The organism is Streptomyces sp. CC53, from assembly GCF_001865245.1.
GTDB lineage: Bacteria > Actinomycetota > Actinomycetes > Streptomycetales > Streptomycetaceae > Streptomyces.
In genome coordinates this window covers 1-17,532 of record NZ_MKXB01000154.1, presented here as the reverse complement: position 1 = coordinate 17,532, position 17,532 = coordinate 1, and the positions used below count along the sequence as shown (strand labels likewise).

Here is a 17,532-nt window from a genome sequence, read left to right as displayed (position 1 = left end):
CGGGGGGCGCGGCCCCGGGGGCCGTCGCGGGCATGCCGTACGCCCGGGGCGCCGGGGCGCCGAGACCAGGCACGGGCACGGCGCCCGTGTGTCCGGGCGTGCCCGGCGGGCCGCCCCACGAGCCGCCGCCCGAGCGCGCCCGGGCGGCCTGCTGCTCCCGCCACGCCTTCAGGGCGGGCGGCGCCAGGGAGAACGCCTGCAACTGGAGGCCGCCCCAGGTCTCCTCCCCGGTCACCTGTCCCTCGACGGTGGCACCCAGCCCCAGGGGGACGGCGACGAACTGGCGGACCGTGCCGCGACCGGAGTTGATGCCGTCCAGCCACGGCTGGCGGGGCAGCACGACGTAGTTCTGCGGGTCGCGGGCCAGTGTCCCGGTCCAGGGCCGGCCGGAGACCGCGCAGACCTTGCCGGCGCCGACCTGGAGCGCCGCCGGCTCCGCGCTGCCCGCGAAGCTCAGCCACAGCGCCTCGCGCAGGTACAGGGGGACGAGGACCCCGCCGCGGGCCAGCCACTCCGGCGGCGCCGTGTCCGGGAAGTCCTCGACCCGCCGTACCGGGAACTCGCCGAGCCCCGGCGGCAGCGGATACGTGCCGCGCTCGGGCAGCCGCAGCGTCCGGATGAACCTGACCCGCGTCCCGCAGCCCCACACCAGGGTGTTCCCGTCGATCCGCACGGCTCCCGCGGCCATCGCAGCCCCTCTCGTCGTCCCGTGGACCCTCGCCGCTATCACGGCGTACGGCCGGCAGGCGGTTCCCGCCGCGCGGGCGGGCCGTACGGAGTAGTCCAGCGCGAGGTTCCGTCCGGTGGGCGGGAGGGTGTCAGTGAGCCGGGCGGGGACCGCAGAACGGAACGGAGACACGCGTGATCGAGGACACCGTCGCACGACCGCCGCTGGGCCCGCCGCCGGTGCGGTCCTGGCCCGCGCTGGACCTCAAGGGCACCGATTTCGACCCGGTGCTCGAGGAGCTGATGCGGGAGGGACCGGTGAGCCGGATCCAGCTGCCGCACGGGGAGGGCTGGGCCTGGCTGGTGACGCGGTACGAGGACGTGAAGGCGGTGACGAACGACCCGCGCTTCAGTCGCGCGCCGGTGCCGGGCCTCCAGGTGACGCGGCTGGCCCCGCACTTCAAGCCGAAGCCGGGGGCCCTGGCCTTCGCCGAGCCGCCGGAGCACAACCGGCTGCGCCGGGCCGTCGCGCCCGCGTTCTCCGCACGCGGGGTGGAGCGGCTGCGCGGCAGGGCCCGGGAGCTCCTCGCCGGGTACATGGACGCGCTGCTGCGGGACGGTCCGCCGGCGGACCTGGTGGCACGGGTGCTCGCCCCGTTCCCGACGACCGTGATGTGCGAGCTGGTCGGCGTGCCGGAGGCGGACCGGGCGCGGATGGCGGACTGGGTGCACGCGATCGTGTTCCCGGCCGCGGGCGCCGAGGCGACCGGCCGGGCCAAGGACGCCATGTACGGCTGGTTCGCCCGGGAACTCGCGGCGCGCAGGGGGGCGGCGCCGCCCGGGGACGAGGAGACGGCGGACCTGCTGACCCTGCTGGCGGCGGCCGTGGCGCGGGGCGACATCGCCGAGGAGGAGGCGGTCGGGCTCGTCGGGCCGATCCAGATCGGCGGGGAGGCGGTCACGAACAACTGCGGCAACATGCTGTACCTGCTGCTCACCCGGCCGGACCTGAGGGAGCGGATGCGGACGGAACCGGAGCTGCGGCCGCAGGCGGTCGACGAGCTGCTGCGGTACATCCCGCACCGGGCGTCCGTCGGGCTGGCCCGGGTGGCGCTGGAGGACGTGGACCTGCGGGGGGTGCGGATCAGCGCGGGCGACGCGGTGTACGTGTCGTACCTGGCGGCGAACCGCGATCCGGAGGTGTTCGCCGACCCCGACCGCATCGACTTCGACCGCGCGCCCAACCCGCACGTGGCGTTCGGCCACGGGCCGCACTTCTGCACCGGCACGCTGCTGGCGCGGATGGAGATCGAGCTGCTGCTCGACGTGTTCCTGGAGCGGCTGCCGGGGCTGCGGCTCGCGGTGCCGACCGAGGAGGTGACGTGGCGGCGCAGTGCGCTGATCCGCGGCCCGGAGACGCTGCCGGTCGCTTGGTGAGGCCCCCGCGCGGTACCGGAGACGGAATCCGGACAGTCGGTACCGCGGGGCGAACGGGAGGGTTCGGCGCATAAGGGTGTGCGGGGCGGGCCCCGCCCGCGGCTACGGCCCGGGCGGGGCCCGCCGCTTGGCGCGGCGGGTCCGGCATCGGTTCCGGACGGCACCGGCAGGACGGGCGGCGGGGCCCGCCGGGGAGGTGCCGGGCGAGTGGGTTCCGGTAGCCGTTCAACCCTGAACAGGCTGAACGCACATCGGGGTCGGGGCAGCCCTGGGAGCCCTCCCACGCGCGGGGCCCCGGGCGGAACCGTCACCCCCCGGTGCACCGCACCCGCGTCCCCGGCCCCTTGACGGGGCGTCGGCGCGGCCGCGCGCCACCTAACCGGACGATCCTGCCGGGTGGGACGTCGACGCGCGTGGAGCGACCGAAACCCGGCCTTGCGGGGAAGGGCAACCGGACCGGAGGATTCCCGGCGAGCGAGTTGTCAGGCACATGGCGGGTCGGTGACGGGGGACCCTCCCGCACCCCCGCCCGCGCCCCACCGGCCCGTCCACCCAACGGGCCTTGACGAACCCCCACCGGAGGACGCAGTGAACCTCAAGCGCTTCACCCCCCGCGGCGCCGTCACCAGAGCCGCACGGCTGACCGCCGTCGCCGCCGCCCTGGTCGGCGCCACCGCGCTCGCCGCCCCCACCGCCGGCGCGAAGACCCCCGACGCCACCCGGGCCACCACCGCCGAACTGGCCCAGGTCAGCGAGGCCGTCCTGGACGCCGACGTGCCCGGCACCGCCTGGTACACCGACGCCGCGTCCGGCAAGCTCGTGGTCACCGCCGACTCCACCGTGTCCGCCGCCGAGCTCGCCAAGCTCAAGAAGGCCGCGGGCGCCAAGGCCGGCGCCGTGGAGATCAAGCGCACCCCCGGCACGTTCAACAAGCTCATCGCCGGCGGCCAGGCCATCTACGCGGGCGGCGGCGGCCGCTGCTCCCTCGGCTTCAACGTGCGCAGCGGCAACGGCACCTACTACGCCCTGACGGCCGGTCACTGCACCGACATCGCGAGCACCTGGTACACCAACTCGTCGCAGACCTCCGCGCTCGGCTCCCGGGCCGGCTCCAGCTTCCCCGTCAACGACTACGGCATCATCCGCCTGGCCAGCTCCTCCCTCGCCGACGGCCGCGTCTACCTCTACAACGGCAGCTACCGCGACATCACCGGCGCCGGCAACGCGTACGTCGGCCAGAACGTCCAGCGCAGCGGCTCAACGACCGGCCTCCACAGCGGACGGGTCACCGGCCTGAACGCCACCGTCAACTACGGCGGCGGCGACGTCGTCTACGGCATGATCCAGACCAACGTCTGCGCCGAGCCCGGCGACAGCGGCGGCGCCCTGTTCGCCGGCTCCACCGCCCTCGGCCTGACCTCCGGCGGCAGCGGCAACTGCCGCACGGGGGGAACCACGTTCTTCCAGCCGGTCACCGAGGCCCTCAGCGCGTACGGAGTCAGCGTCTTCTGATCCCCGCCCGCTGACGCAGCCCCGTCCCCCGCACCACCCGCCCCACCCCGGACCGGCGGCCCGCTCCCCCACGCGGCCGCCGGTCCTCTGCGTCCCCGGGACTCCGACGGCCCGGCGCTCCCGCCGACCCGGTGCACGCCGCGGCCTCACGGGCGACGGGTGCGCCACCTCCGCGGGAGGCTGCCCGGCCGCCCGCCCACCGCAGCCGCTGCCCGCCGGTCCGGACGCTCCGCTGCGGCCGCCCGCGCTCGCCCCCGCGTCCCGCGCCGCCGGCCCCGCGTCTCCGGTCCGGCCTCTCCGGTCCTGCACCCCCTGTCCCGCGCCTCCCGGCTGCCGCAGCCGACGGCGGGCCCCGTGGCGCCCGGCCGCCGGGCCGTTCGGCTCTGCCCTACGGCGCGGCGGCGGGCCATCGTGGAAGGGAGGAGAGGAGGCGGGGACCATGCAGCACCGCACCGTCTCGGACGTCATGACGCACCACGTCGTCAGCGTGCGCCCGGACACACCGTTCAAGGAGGTCGCCCAGTTGCTCGCCGCGTACGACATCACGGCGATGCCCGTGGTCGACGCGCGGGATCGCCCCGTCGGGGTGGTGTCCGAAGGCGACCTGCTGCGGAAGCCCGCGAGCCTGCCGGATCCGGCGGGGCGGGCCGCGGGACCGCGGCCCCTGCCGCGGGAGCAGGAGCGAGCGGACGCCGAGGACGCGGGCGCCCTGATGTCGGCACCGGCGGTCACCGCCCGACCCGGCTGGAACGTCGTCGAGACGGCCCGGGTCATGGCGAGGCACGGCGTCAAGCGGCTGCCCGTCGTGGACGGCACCGGCCGGCTGGTCGGCATCGTGAGCCGCGCCGACCTGCTGCGCCCGTTCCTGCGGAGCGACACCGCGATCCGCGAGGAGATCGACCGCGAGGTGCTGGGCGACACCCTGGGCCTCGCCCGGGCGGCCGTGCGCACGGAGGTGCGGGACGGCGTGGTGACCCTGACCGGGCGGGTCTCCGACCGGGCGCAGCTGGTGCTCGTGGAGCGGCTGTGCCGGTCCGTGGACGGTGTCGTCGCCGTCCACGCCCGCCTCGCCTGCGCGCAGGACGCGCCGGCGACCCCGCAGCCGCACCACGGGTGACCGGCCTGCCACCGCTGCTCCTCGCCGAAGCAGACCGCCCGGCCGCACCGGTCCGCGCTGGTCGGTGTGGCCGGGCTGTTCGACGTCGCCGGGGAAGGTCGACGTCGCCTGGGAAGGCGGCGGGCGGAGGGGCGGCGGGCAGCGTTGTCGCTCCCGCTCACCCGCTCCCGGCCCTCTCGCCCCTGCCCCGGTCCGCGGTGCCCAGTCGCTCGTCACCTCGTCACGGGGGGCTGGTTCGCGGGCGGCCGGGCGCTGGTGGCGCGACGCGCACCCGCGGCAGCCGGCGCCGGTGAGCTGCGGCCCGGCGGCCGCGGGCAGGCAGGTGGCAGACCGGGCGTGGGCCGGGGCAGGGTCGCGGGCGGGCCCGTGACCACGTCGCGAAGGGTGCCCGCCGGGCCGGCGGGCGCGGGACGGCCCCGGCGGGAAGTCCTGCCGGGGCCGATGTGCCGAAGGGTCGCCGACCCGCCGTTCGCGTCCTCCTGGCGAGGGGCCCGGTCGCGCTGCCGTGCTGCCGTGGGGCACGGTCACGTCTGCGTCCGGGGCGGGCCCTCGGCGAGTTCGGTCGCGATGTGGTGCGCCCACGCACGGATCCGGTCCGTGTCGCGGTGGTCCCCGGCGTGGCCCTGGCGGACCAGGGCACGGGCCATGAAGCCCTTCACCGTCGGTGAGAGGCTGCCTCCGAACGTGACGTGCTCCCGGGCGTGCAGCCGCTCCATCTCCCGCTCGACCCCGCGGACCGGCGGGATGTCCTCCTCCGCGGCCGAGTCGTCGAGCGGTCCGCTGCTGAACATCCACACCGGGCGGCGCCCCAGCGCCTCGGCGTTGCGGCGGGCGCAGCGCAGGGCGTCGTGGTGCCAGTGCCCGGCGTACAGGGCACCGCCGAGGACCACGCCGTCGTAGCCGGTGACGTCGACGACGTCGTCGGCGGGCACGACCGACGTGTGGTAGCCGTCCTCGCGGAGGGTGTCCGCGATCTCCTCGGCGATCCCCTCGGTGGCTCCGTGCCGGCTGCCATAGGTGACGAGTACGCGTTTCATGACGTGCCCTTCCTCACGGTGATGGCGCGGGGGGACTCGTCGGGCTCGGCGAGGGGGACGCGCACGGTGAGGATGCCGTCCTCGTACGCGGCCTCGACGCCGTCCCGGGGGACGGGCGCGGGCAGTCGTACGGACCGGGTGAACGACCCGTAGCGGAACTCGGAGTGCTGCTTGTCCGTCGTGGTCTCGGTGTGCTCGGCCCGCACGGTCAGGACATCCCCTTCGGCCGTGACCTCGATCTCCTCCGGGTCCATGCCGGGGAGCTCGGCGCGCAGGACGTAGGTGCCCTCCTCCTTGGTGATCTCGACCGGGATCTTGTGCGTGCCCTCGGTGAGGGAGCCGAAGGAGGGGAGGCCCGCGTCGAACCAGTCGAGCAGGTCCCTCGGGAACGGCCGACGCTTGGCGGGGTGCTGTGCTGCGGACATCGCGGTCACCTCCCGGCGCTCGTGGCGCCGCAGGATCGTGTGCTCTGCTCTTGTCACCAGCGTGGCACGGTGGGTCCCCCGCGTCCGGGGGCGGTCGTCCCTCGCGGGCCCGCCGTTCGGCCCTCCTCCCGCCGGCTGCCCGGGGCTCCTCCGGCTTCTCCGGCCACCCGCGGCTCATCCGCCCCTCCGGCCCGGCCGCCGCCGCCCGGTCCGCGCGGCGCCCGCTGCTCACCGGGGGGCAGCCGCGCCCGCGTGACGCGCCCGGTGGCGGTCGCCCGGCCGGTGCCCCGTCACCCGTGGCCGGGGCCCACGCCGCCTTGGAGCCGTTCGAGGTCGGAGGGGCGGACCTGGATCACGAGCAGGGCGACGAGCGCACCGAGCGCCGCGGCGATCGCGGCCGCGACGAACGCAGCGTTGGCGCCGGCCGTCAGCACCTGGGAGGCCCACGGCTCCGGCAGTTCGCCGGTCCGCTGGAAGCGCAGCCGCTGGGCGTCGGTGGCCTGTGCGAGGAAGGCCGGCACCAGCCTTTCCGCCTCGTTGGCGCTCGCCGTGCCGAAGACGGTCACCAGGATGGACAGGCCCAGCGAGCCGCCGACCTGCTGGGTGGCGTTGAGCAGCCCGGACGCCGCGCCGGTCTCGTCGGAGCGGACGTTGGACAGGGCCATCAGCGTCAGCGACACGAACTGCATGCCCATGCCCATGCTGAGCACCAGCATGGGGCCGAGGATGCTCCCCGCGTACGTGGAGTCCGCGTCGGCCAGGGTGAGCCAGCCCAGGCCGGCCGACGCGAGCAGCGCGCCCGCGATCATGAAGGGTTTGGGCCCGAAGCTTGGCAGCAGCTGCGAGGTCAGCCCGGCGCCGACCGCGATCACCGCGCTGACCGGGAGGAACGCCAGGCCGGCCTGGAGCGGGCTGAAGTCCAGCACGTTCTGCACGAAGAGGGTCAGGAAGAAGAACATGCCGAAGATCGCGGCGGCCAGGCACAGCATCATCCCGTACGTGCCGGCCCGGTTGCGGTCGGTGAACATGTGCAGCGGCGTGATCGGCTGCCGGGAGCGCCGCTCCACCAGCACGAACAGCGTGAGGACGACGGCGGCGCCGACGAAGGACGCCAGGGTCAGCGGGTCCCGCCAGCTCTCCTGGGCGGCGCGGATGAAGCCGTACACCAGCAGCACCATGCCGAGCGTGGAGGTCAGCGCTCCGGTGACGTCGAAGTGGCCCGTGTGGCGCTCCGATTCACGGATCCAGCGCGGCACGGCGAGCAGGATCAGCAGGCCGATGGGCACGTTGACGAAGAGCACCCAGCGCCAGTCGAGCCATTCGACGAGCATGCCGCCCGCGAGCAGCCCGATGGCACCGCCGCCCGCGGACACCGCGGCGAACACGCCGAACGCCCGGTTGCGTTCCGGGCCTTCGCGGAACGTCGTGCTGATCAGCGCGAGCGCCGTCGGGGACGCGATGGCCCCGCCGACGCCCTGGAAAGCGCGTGCGGCGAGCAACTGCGCCGAGTTCTGGGCGAGTCCGCCGAGCAGCGACGCCAGGACGAACAGCGCGACGCCCACCATGAACATGCGGCGCCGGCCCAGGATGTCGCCGGTGCGGCCGCCGAGCAGCAACAGGCCGCCGAAGGCGAGGGTGTAGGCGTTGACGACCCAGGACAGGTCGGTGGTGGAGAAGTCCAGGGCCCGCTGGATCTGCGGCAGCGCGATGTTGACGATGGTGATGTCCAGGACCACCATCAACTGGGCGCCGGCGATGACGAGGAGGGCCATCCCGCCGTCGCCCCGCTTCGGACTGGTGGCGGTCTGCGGCGCGGACGTCGGTCGAGGAGTCGTCATGGCATCGTGCCCCCGGTGCGGCGGGCCGGGCGGGCGGACGGGGCGTCGCGCCCACCGTTCGACGGTAAGCCCGTGCCTGACCCCTCACCACTCGATCAACGGGGGCCGTTCCCGGCACGCGTAGGTGAAGGTGACGCCCGCGGTGTGCCGGCTGGGACCGAGGACGTCGAGTTCGGCGCGGGCGCGGTAGGTGCCCTGGCCGGTGAAGGTCCACAGCAGGTGCAGCCTCGCCTCCCGCTGTCCCCGCCGCAGCCGCTCGGTGAGCACCGCGGAGCGGGAACCGTCGCTGCGCAGCCAACGGTAGGTGAGCGTGCCGGGCCGCCCGTCGGTGCGGACGACACCGACGATGTCGGCCCGGCCGCCGCAGCCGCCTGCCGCCTCGGCGACGACGCCGTCCGTGCCGGCCGCGACGTCGCGGACCGCGACGGTGGGGCCGTACCGCTGCCAGGCGAGGAACGCGAGGACGCAGAGGAGCGCCAGGGCGGGCAGCGCGAAGCGGCGGGCCGGCGAGGGCCGGCGCTGCGGGCGCACCGGCGAGGGCGGGGCGGGGGTGGGCGGAGGGACCGGCGGGACGCCGGGGCCGAAGCGCAGGACGGTGGTGAGGGGCAGCGTGCCGCCCTCCGGGGGCGGTGCGGGGCGCTCGGCCCAGTGGCTGCCGAGCTCGGTGGCGCTGTAGCCGTCGTCGGGGTCGTGGGTCATCGCAGTTCGCACCGGAGGGTGAGGAGGTGCGCGGAGGAGGTGCCGCCGGCGGACTTCGGCTCGGTGGAGACCCTGACGTGCCAGTAGCAGGCAGTGCTCCGGAAGGCGTGGTCCAGGGTCAGGGTGTAGCGGGTGGAGCCGCCGTACCGGTAGGTGCGCGTGGCGCCGTCCTGTGTCGTGGCTCCGTCGGGGGTGTTGCTCGCCGCCCAGCTGACGGTGAGGACGACGGGGCCGGGGCCGTCGGCGGCGATGTCGACGGTGGCCGCGGCGGTGGTGCGGCCGGGCTGGTGGAAGCCGCTGACGGTGACGGCCTTGACGCGGGGAGGGACCGTGGTGGGCGGGTCCTCGGGCTCGGTGGTGCCGCCGGGCCGCTCGGGGGAGGTCGCGGGGGACGGGCCGGTGCCCGGGGGCGGCGGTGCGAGGGAGGACGGGCCGCCGGACACGGCGGGGGACGGGCCGGGGTCTGCGGGCTCCGTCGGGTCACCGGTGCCGGGCGTGCCCGGGGACGGCGGCTGCGTCGGGCTGGGGCTGTCGTCCTCCGCGCCGCCCGGGGGCTCCGGTGCGGGGGTGGGCGGCGCGGACGGGGAGGCACCGGCCGTGGCGCCCGCCGAGGGGGCCGGCTCCGTCGGGGTGGCGCCGCCGGCCGGGGTGACGCTGGTCGTGGCGGCGGCGGCCGGCAGCGGGGCGGCGCCGCCGGAGGCGGTACCGGCGGGCGCGGGTGTGACGAGGAGGAGCAGCGCCAGCAGCAGCACGGCGCACAGGGCGCCGACGGCGGCGCCGTTCGGCAGCCACGACTGCCACGCGGCCGTGTCTCCGGGGCCGAGCGCGGTGGAGGCGACGTCGGTGGTGCCCTCGGCGCGGTCGTCCGCGGACGGGAACAGCAGCGGCAGCAGCGCGGCGAGGGCCGCGAGCCTGCCGCGTCCGCGCTCCTCCCACGCGGGCCCGTACGCGGCGGTGGCGATCCGCTCCAGCTCGGCCACGAAGGCCGCCGCCTCCCGGGGCCGGTCCTCCGGGGCCTTGGCCATGCCGCTGCGGACCAGTGGCAGCAGCGGCGCGGGCACGTCCTCCTCGGGGACCGGGTCCTCCAGGTGGCGCAGGGCCAGTTCGGCGAAGTTCCCGGCGGTGAAGGGCTTGCGTCCGGTGAGGCACTCGTAGAAGGTCGCGGTCGCCGCGTACACGTCGGCGGCGGGCGAGGCGGGGGCGCCGGCCCACTGCTCGGGCGCCATGTAGGCGGGGGTCCCGGCGGCCGGGGCGTCGGCGCCGTGGCCCGCGGCGATCCCGAAGTCCACGAGCTTGGAGGAGCCGTCCGCGGTGACCAGCACGTTCTCGGGTTTGTAGTCCCGGTGCACGACGCCCGAGGCGTGGGCGGCGGCGAGTCCGAGCAACGAGCCCTTGAGCACCGCGAGGGCGGCCTCGGGTCCGACGGGCCCGTGCTCGCGCAGCAGGGCGCGCAGGGCGACACCGTCGACCAGCTCCATGACGATGGCGGCTCCCTCCGGGCCCTCCACGTACTCGTACAGCCGGGTGACGTACGGGGACTCCAGGGCGCCGAGGAGGCGTGCCTCCCCGCGGAAGGTGTGCAGGAAACCCGGGTCGGCGCGCAGGCCCTCGCTCAGGTGCTTGACGGCGACGGGGACGCCGGTCCCGTGGTGCACGGCCCGCACCACGCGCCCGCTCGCGCCCGAGCCCAGTTCACGGACCTCGGTGTATCCGGGCACCGTCCACGTGTTCATGCTGCCTCCCCACCCCGCTGCGGCTGTCCCCCAGAGGGACACGTTCCGGCCACGCCCGGTTCCCGCCAGTCCGTCGGGTCGTACGCCCCGGCGGGGGTCGGATGCGCCGGACGCCCCGGCGCGCCGGGGCGTGGACAGGGATGTGCGCGCGGTCGCCGGAGGCGGACGCACGGTGCTAGAAAGGGGTATATGAGGGGCATCAGCGGTCGTCTCGGGCGAACCGGACGCCAGGGGCGGCTGCTGGGGGTGCGCAGTGTCGCCGGGCAGGTGCTCTTCCTTCAGATCGTCGTCGCGGTGGTGCTGATCACCGCAGCGATCGTGGCGCTCGCCTTCCACGCCCGCCAGGACGGCGAGGAGGTGGCGCAGAACCGCGCCCTCGCCGCGGCGGAAGCCTTCTCGGACGCGCCCGGCACCCTGGAGGCTCTGCAGTCCGAGAACCCCACCGGGGTGCTCCAGCCCGCCACCGTGCGGGCCGCCGTCGGCTCGGGACTGGACTTCGTCGTGGTGATGACACCGGAGGGCGTCCGGCTGGCCGACAGCGATACCGACCTGGTCGGCACGCGCGCCGAGGGCGTGGAGCGGGCGGCGTCGGGCGAGCCCTTCACGGAGATCTACGAGGGCGAGCCGGAGGACGCGGCGCGGGCGGTCGTCCCGGTGATCGACGACGAGGGCCGGGTCGTGGGCCTGGTGTCGGCGGGTGTGGGGATCGGCAGCGTCGGGCAGGCGGTGGACCGGCAGCTCCCGGTGTTCCTGGGCGCAGGAGCGGCCGCGCCGCTGCTGGCGACGCTCAGCGCCTCGCTGGTGAGCCGGCGGCTGCGGCGGCAGACCCGCGGCCTCGGCCCCGCGGAGATGACCCGGATGTACGAGCATCACGACGCGGTGCTGCACGCGGTGCGCGAGGGCGTCCTCATCGTCGCCGGGGGGCGGCTGACGCTCGCCAACGACGAGGCGCGGCGGCTGCTCGGCCTGTCGGCCGACGCCGAGGGCCGCCGGGTGGACGAGCTGGCGCTGGCGCCCGACACGGCACGGCTGCTGACCTCCGGGCGCTCGGTGACGGACGAGGTCCACCTGGCGGGCGACCGGCTGCTCGCGGTCAGCACCCGGTCCACCGACCCGTACGGCGGCCTGCCGGGGACGGTGGCGACCCTCCGGGACACCACGGAGCTGCGGGCCCTCTCGGGGGTGGCGGAGGTGGCGCGTGAGCGGCTGACGCTGCTGTACGAGGCGGGCGTGCGGATCGGGACGACGCTGGACGTGGTGCGCACGGCGGAGGAACTCGCCGAGGTGGTCGTCCCCCGGTTCGCGGACTTCGCGTCCGTGGAGCTGCTGGACCCGGTGCTGCGCGGCGAGGAGCCCACGGAGCAGGCGACGGCGATGCGCCGGACCGCGGTGGTCGGGGCGCGGGACGACCACCCCCTGCAGCCGGTCGGGGACCCGATCAGCTTCGCGGAGCCGGCGACGCCGATGGCGGCCGCGCTGTCGACCGGCCGGGCCGTGCTGGAGGCGGACCTGCGGGTCGCGCCGGGCTGGCGGGCGCAGGACCCGGCCGGCGCCGACGCGGCACTGCGGTACGGGATCCACTCGCTGGTCACCGTGCCGCTCCAGGCGCGGGGGGTGGTGGTCGGCATGGCGAACTTCTGGCGGGCGGGCGGCTCGGGGCCGTTCGAGGAGGAGGACCTGGCGTTCGCCGAGGAGCTCGCGGCCCGTGCGGCGGTGGCCATCGACAACGCCCGCAGGTTCACCCGGGAGCACACGATGGCGGTGACCCTTCAGCGGAGCCTGCTGCCGCGGGTGCTGCCGGAGCAGGACGCGGTCGAGATCGCGTACCGCTACCTGCCGGCGCAGGCCGGCGTGGGCGGCGACTGGTTCGACGTGATCCCGCTGCCCGGGGCGCGGGTGGCGCTGGTGGTCGGCGACGTCGTCGGGCACGGGCTGCACGCGGCGGCGACGATGGGGCGGCTGCGCACGGCCGTGCACAACTTCTCGGCGCTGGACCTGCCGCCGGACGAGCTGCTGGGCTACCTGGACGAGCTGGTGGCGCGGATCGACGAAGAGGAGGAGGACGAGGACGCCGCGGGCATCACCGGAGCGACCTGCCTGTACGCGGTGTACGACCCCGCCTCCGGGAACTGCTGCATGGCCACGGCGGGCCACTACGCCCCGGCCGTGGTGCGGCCGGACGGCTCGGTGGAGTTCCCCGAGGTGCCGGTCTTCCCGCCGCTGGGGCTGGGCGGCGGCCCGTTCGAGAACTACGAGACGCAGCTGCCCGAGGGAAGCCGGCTCGTGCTCTACACCGACGGACTGATCGAGAACCGGCAGCGGGACGTGGACACCGGTCTGCGGCTGCTCGGCGGCACCCTCGCCGACGGCGGGTCGCGCAGCCCGGAGGAGACCTGCCGGGCCCTGGTCGACGCGATGCTGCCGCCGCACCGCAGCGACGACATCGCGCTGCTGGTGGCCCGTACGCGCCTGCTGGCGCAGGACCGGGTCGCGGACTGGGACGTCCCCCGGGACCCGGCGGCGGTGGCGCCGGTCCGGGCGGCGTGCGGACGCCAGCTGGAGCGGTGGGGGCTCGGGGACATCGGCTTCACCACGGAGCTGATGCTGAGCGAGCTGATCACCAACGCCATCCGGTACGGCTCCGAGCCCATCCACGTGCGCATGCTCCGCGACCGGGCGCTGATCTGCGAGGTGTCGGACGGCAGCAGCACCTCCCCGCACCTGCGCAGGGCGGCGACGACGGACGAGGGCGGGCGGGGGCTGTTCCTGGTGTCGCAGTTCGCGGGGCGCTGGGGGACCCGGTACACGGAGAGCGGCAAGGTGATGTGGACGGAGCAGCCGCTGACGGGTGGGGCGCAGCCGCCGATCGCCCCGCTCCTGGAGGGGCTGGAGGGGCTGGAGGACGCAGCGTGGTGATGCGGCGCGGCTGCGCCGGGGCGCGCCCGGCCGGGCACCCGGGGCCGGTACCCGACCGGTCGCCCGGGGGCGGTACCGGCCGGGGCGCCGCCCCCGCCCGCGTGGCCCGTCCCGCCGGCACCGGGCAGCGGCCCGGGGGCCCGGCGCGAAGCGGGGTCCGGTTGCCGTCCGTGACGGGGTGAGCGCGGTCCGGCCGCCCTCCCCGCGGCGGGCGCGGGGGTGTGTGGTCCGGGGGCCGGGTGCCCGGCGGGGGCGCCGGTGCAGGGGGTCGTGGCCGACCGGAGGGACCGGCGCCGGGCATCGGCGGCTGTGCGCCCGGCCGTGCACTCCGGGCACCAGGCCGCGCACCTCAGGGGGCGCACGGCAGCCCGCACGTGGCGGAAACGCCGCGCACTGGCCGAGGACACCTCCGCCGCCCGGGTGAGCCGCCCGCACACACCGCGCCGTCGTGCCGGGTGACGGTGCCGCCCTCGCGATCATGCCACCGTGACACTCCCCCACCGCCGTTTCGCGCACCGGCCCCGGACCCTGTTCCCGGCCGGTCTCGGCGCCCTGAGCGCCCTGTCCCTGCTGTCCGCCTCACTGGGCGCGGCCCAGCCCGCCGCCGCGGCCGCCCCGCCGGGTCCGCCGTCGCCGCCCGGGCACGCCACCCCGGCGGAGGCCCGCACCGCCGCGCACCTGGAGTCGCTCCGCGACGACCCCGACCGGCTGCGGGCGTTCTTCCGGGCGTTGCCCAAGGGCGGCGACCTGCACAACCACCTGTCGGGCGCGGTCTCGACGGAGTACCTGATCCGGCTCGCCGGCGACGACGGCCTGTGCGTCGAGGAGGCGACGATGACGGCCGTCGCCCCGCCGTGCGGCCCGGGCCGCCGGCCCGCCGCCGACGCGCGCACCGACCGGGCCTTCCACGACGCGCTGCTGCGCGCCTGGTCCATGCAGGACTTCCCGGCCGGGGAGTCCGGGCACGACCACTTCTTCGCCACGTTCGGCAAGTTCGGCGAGGTGACCTGGCGCCACCCCGGGAAGATCCTCGCCGAGGTGGCCGACTCCGTCGTCCGGCAGAACCAGTTCTACCTGGAGACCATGACCACCCCGGCCTCCCAGGGCGCCAGGGAGCTGGCCGCGAAGGCCGGCTGGGACGCCGACCTCGACCGGATGCACCGCAGGCTGCTGGCGGACGGCGGCCTCGACGGGCTGGTGGCCGAGGCCCGCCAGGAGGCGGACGCCGCGCTCGCCGAGTTCCGCGACACCGCCCGCTGCGGCACGGACGACCCCGCGCCGGGCTGCCGGCTGCTGGTGCGCTGGATCTCCCAGGTCTCCCGCAACAGCGCACCGGAGCGGGTGTTCACGCAGATGGCCCTCGGACTGCGGCTCGCCTCCCGCGACGACCGGTTCGTGGCCGTCAACCTCGTGCAGCCGGAGGACGGCGAGATCTCGCTGCGGGACTACCGCCTCCACATGCGCATGCTGGACTATCTGCACCGCCAGTACCCGGACGCCCACATCACGCTGCACGCGGGCGAGCTGTGGCCCGGCCTGGTGAAGCCCGAGCACCTGACGTTCCACATCGGCGAAGCCGTCGGCACCGCGCACGCCGAGCGCATCGGCCACGGCGTCGACCTCGTCCACGAGGACGACTGGCAGGACCTCGCCCGGCGGATGGCACGCGACGAGGTGGCCGTCGAGGTGCCCTTCACGAGCAACGCGCAGATCCTCGGCGTGAAGGGCGCCGACCACCCGTTCGCGGCGTACCGCGCACACGGCGTCCCCGTCGTGCTCGCGACCGACGACCCGGGGGTGTCCCGGACGGACATCAGCCACGAGTACCAGTACGCGTCCGCCACCTACGGGCTGCGCTACCGCGAGCTGAAGGACCTTGCCCGCGCTTCGCTGGAGTACGCGTTCCTGCCCGGCCGCAGCCTGTGGCGCGGCAACCCGACGGCGCGGGGGTACGTACCGGTCGAGGCCTGCCGCGGCGCCCGGCCGGGCCTGGAGAGGCCCGGTGCCGCGTGCCGCGCGCTGCTCGCCGACAGCAGGAAGGCTGCGGTGCAGTGGCGCCAGGAAGCGGCCTTCGCCGCGTTCGAGCAGCGGTTCGGGGGCCGCTGAGCGGCCGGGCGGCCGCGACGGGCGTCCCGCGGCGCCCCCGGGGGCCGCACCGGCGGCGGGGCGCTGCCCTGCCCCGGGTGCGGACCCACACACGGAGGCGCTGGACGGGCCGGCACGGCGGCACGCGACCGTGCCCGGACGGCGGCGCAGCGTCGGCCCGGGGCCCTGACGGCGGCGCCCGACGAACGACGTCGGACGGCGGGCCACTCGGGCCCGCGAGCGAGGATCCACACGGCACACGGCCACGACCGGGACCGCGGGGCCGCACCCGGCCCGTGGCGCCCCGGCGGGTCCGCAGGGGCCGGCCGTCGGACGGCCGCACCGCCGGTCACCCGGCCCGTGCCCGCCCCCCGGGCGCGGTGGCGGCCGCCACGTCCGCGAGGTGGTCGGACAGGACGCGCCGGGGCGTCCAGCCCTGCCGCCGGGCCCTGGCCGTGTCCAGGACGACGGTGCGGGCCAGCTGGTCGACGGCGTACCGGGTCAGCGGCGGCTCGGCGGAGCGCCGCAGCCGGCACACCGCCTCGGCGGCTGCCGCCGCCGCGTGCGCGGCGCCCCGCGGGATGCGGCCGATCCGCGCCGGCACGCCGTGGGCCCGCAGCACCGCCGCCACGGTCCCGTCGCGGCGGTACGGTTCGGCGTCGGCGACGTTGTAGGCGCCGGGCGGCCAGTCGGCGGCAGCGAGGCAGGCGTCGGCCAGGTTCTCCACCGCGGTCAGGCTGAGCTCCACGTCGCCGCCCGGCAGCAGGAGCAGACCGCGCCGCACGCGGGCCAGCAGCCGCGGCACCAGGTGCGGGTCCCCCGCGCCGTACACCGCGCGGGGCCGCAGGACCACCGCCCCGGCGGCGAGGGCCAGCGCCTCCCCCGCCGCCTTCGTCCTGCCGTACGCGTTCAGCTGGCCGTGCACCGGGTGGTCCTCGGTGATCGGCGAGCGCACCGGGAGGGGGGCGTACACGCTGGCGCTGCTCACCCACACGACGGGGCGGCCGGCGGCGGCCGCCAGCAGCCGCGCCGTCCCGTCGACGTTCACCGCGCGCATGACCGCCTCCGCGGGCGATCCCGGGACCGGGTCGCCGACCGCCGCCGCGCAGTGCACGACGAGGTCCGCGTCCGCCAGGTCCGGCACGTCGGCCGCCGCGTCCCACGGAACGTGCTCCCCCACCGGGCCGGGGCGCCGGCCCACGCACAGCACGCGCGCGCCGCGGGCGGCGGCGGTGCGCGCGACGTGCGACCCGCAGAAGCCGCTGGCCCCGGTGACGGCGATCGTGGTCACCGGCCCTCCCCCCGAGCGCCGTCCGCGCGGACGGTGAGCAACCGCCAGCCCGGCAGCGCTGCCCGGCGGTCGACGCGCGCCGCCGCGACGCGCGGCCGGTGGGGGGCGAGCGCCGCCAGCAGGTCGTCGAGCTGCGCCCGGGCGAGCCGTGCCCCCGGGCAGGCGTGCGGTCCCGCGCCGAACACGAGCTGCGCCACCCCGGGCGGTGCCGGCCGGTACGGGTCGGGTTCGTCGCGGTGGGCTCCCACGGCGTGCCGGGCGACGAGGACGAGCCGGTCCCCGGCCCGTACCGGGCAGCCGGCGACGGTGGCGTCCGCCGCGGCCACCCGGGGCAGCACCGGGGAGGGGGCGGTGACCCGCAGCAGCTCGGCGACCAGCACGGGGCGCAGCGCGTCGTCGGCGGCGGCATCCCACAGCCCGGCGTCGGCGCAGCGGGCGACCGCGCGGGGCAGCGCGGCGACGGTCGTGCTCACGGCCGCCACGGCCAGCATCGACCGCAGTCCGTCCTGCGGGGCACCGGGCGGCCCGTGCTGCGTCTCCCCGCCGTCCCGGGTGTGCGCGGGGCAGGCGCCGGCAGCTCCCGGCGGGAGGTCCGCGCCTCGCGGTGGGCGGGTGGCCCGTCCCTGGGCGTGGTCGAGCAGGCGCTCCAGCCGGGCGGCGGCCGCGGCGGCGGCCTTGGAGGTGCCGGGCGGGCGCGGGCCGGGCAGGTGGTCCCGTACGGCGGTGGCGAGGGTCTCGTCGCTGGTCTTGTAGCCGCGGACGAGCTCGCACAGCTG

12 protein-coding genes and 1 pseudogene are annotated in these 17,532 nt (G+C 76.6%); 5 read left to right on the top strand and 8 right to left on the bottom strand.

Annotated features, from left to right (window positions below):
• Positions 1-688: pseudogene (locus BJP40_RS17540) on the bottom strand (hypothetical protein); the annotation flags it as partial.
• Between the two features lie 173 nt (positions 689-861).
• Here BJP40_RS17540 and BJP40_RS17535 point away from each other — a divergent pair.
• From BJP40_RS17535 to BJP40_RS17525, 3 genes are all read left to right on the top strand, one after another.
• On the top strand, positions 862-2,103 hold the full coding sequence (locus tag BJP40_RS17535; RefSeq protein WP_071281179.1) for a cytochrome P450: 1,242 nt from the start codon (positions 862-864) through the stop codon (positions 2,101-2,103).
• 588 nt (positions 2,104-2,691) lie between these two features.
• On the top strand, positions 2,692-3,615 hold the full coding sequence (locus BJP40_RS17530; RefSeq protein ID WP_071281178.1) for a S1 family peptidase: 924 nt from the start codon (positions 2,692-2,694) through the stop codon (positions 3,613-3,615).
• A gap of 439 nt (positions 3,616-4,054) precedes the next feature.
• The gene (locus BJP40_RS17525; RefSeq protein ID WP_071281177.1) at positions 4,055-4,732 is read left to right on the top strand and encodes a CBS domain-containing protein; all 678 of its coding nucleotides are present in this window, start codon (positions 4,055-4,057) and stop codon (positions 4,730-4,732) included.
• Between the two features lie 524 nt (positions 4,733-5,256).
• Here BJP40_RS17525 and BJP40_RS17520 read toward each other — a convergent pair.
• The 5 genes from BJP40_RS17520 to BJP40_RS17500 all read right to left on the bottom strand — a co-directional run bounded on the left by BJP40_RS17520 (position 5,257) and on the right by BJP40_RS17500 (position 10,464).
• Entirely contained in the window at positions 5,257-5,769 is a 513-nt protein-coding gene (locus BJP40_RS17520; protein ID WP_071281176.1) for a flavodoxin domain-containing protein, read from the bottom strand.
• The gene (locus BJP40_RS17515) at positions 5,766-6,194 is read right to left on the bottom strand and encodes an Hsp20/alpha crystallin family protein (protein WP_071281180.1); all 429 of its coding nucleotides are present in this window, start codon (positions 6,192-6,194) and stop codon (positions 5,766-5,768) included. The genes BJP40_RS17520 and BJP40_RS17515 overlap by 4 nt, the downstream gene beginning before the upstream one ends.
• A gap of 290 nt (positions 6,195-6,484) precedes the next feature.
• On the bottom strand, positions 6,485-7,966 hold the full coding sequence (locus tag BJP40_RS17510) for an MFS transporter (protein WP_071281175.1): 1,482 nt from the start codon (positions 7,964-7,966) through the stop codon (positions 6,485-6,487).
• 150 nt (positions 7,967-8,116) lie between these two features.
• Positions 8,117-8,731, bottom strand: a complete 615-nt coding sequence (locus BJP40_RS17505; protein WP_071281174.1) for a hypothetical protein — start codon at positions 8,729-8,731, stop codon at positions 8,117-8,119.
• Positions 8,728-10,464 carry a serine/threonine-protein kinase gene (locus BJP40_RS17500; protein ID WP_071281173.1) on the bottom strand — a complete coding sequence of 579 codons (1,737 nt, stop codon included), beginning with the start codon at positions 10,462-10,464 and terminating at the stop codon, positions 8,728-8,730. Before BJP40_RS17500 ends, BJP40_RS17505 begins: the two co-directional genes overlap by 4 nt.
• Before the next feature lie 189 nt (positions 10,465-10,653).
• Here BJP40_RS17500 and BJP40_RS17495 point away from each other — a divergent pair, with 189 nt between their 5' ends.
• Together BJP40_RS17495 and BJP40_RS17490 are read left to right on the top strand one after the other, a co-directional pair.
• Positions 10,654-13,380, top strand: coding sequence for a SpoIIE family protein phosphatase/ATP-binding protein (locus tag BJP40_RS17495; protein ID WP_071281172.1), 2,727 nt, complete (start codon positions 10,654-10,656; stop codon positions 13,378-13,380).
• A gap of 486 nt (positions 13,381-13,866) precedes the next feature.
• Positions 13,867-15,486 carry an adenosine deaminase gene (locus BJP40_RS17490; protein ID WP_071281171.1) on the top strand — a complete coding sequence of 540 codons (1,620 nt, stop codon included), beginning with the start codon at positions 13,867-13,869 and terminating at the stop codon, positions 15,484-15,486.
• Between the two features lie 328 nt (positions 15,487-15,814).
• On the opposite strand, the gene BJP40_RS17485 is transcribed toward BJP40_RS17490, so the two are convergent.
• Together BJP40_RS17485 and BJP40_RS17480 are read right to left on the bottom strand one after the other, a co-directional pair.
• Positions 15,815-16,756 carry an NAD(P)-dependent oxidoreductase gene (locus tag BJP40_RS17485; protein ID WP_071266316.1) on the bottom strand — a complete coding sequence of 314 codons (942 nt, stop codon included), beginning with the start codon at positions 16,754-16,756 and terminating at the stop codon, positions 15,815-15,817.
• Positions 16,753-17,532, bottom strand: a 780-nt coding sequence (locus tag BJP40_RS17480) for a cytochrome P450 (protein WP_143065966.1), incomplete at its 5' end; no start/stop codon positions are given. The genes BJP40_RS17480 and BJP40_RS17485, both read right to left, overlap by 4 nt.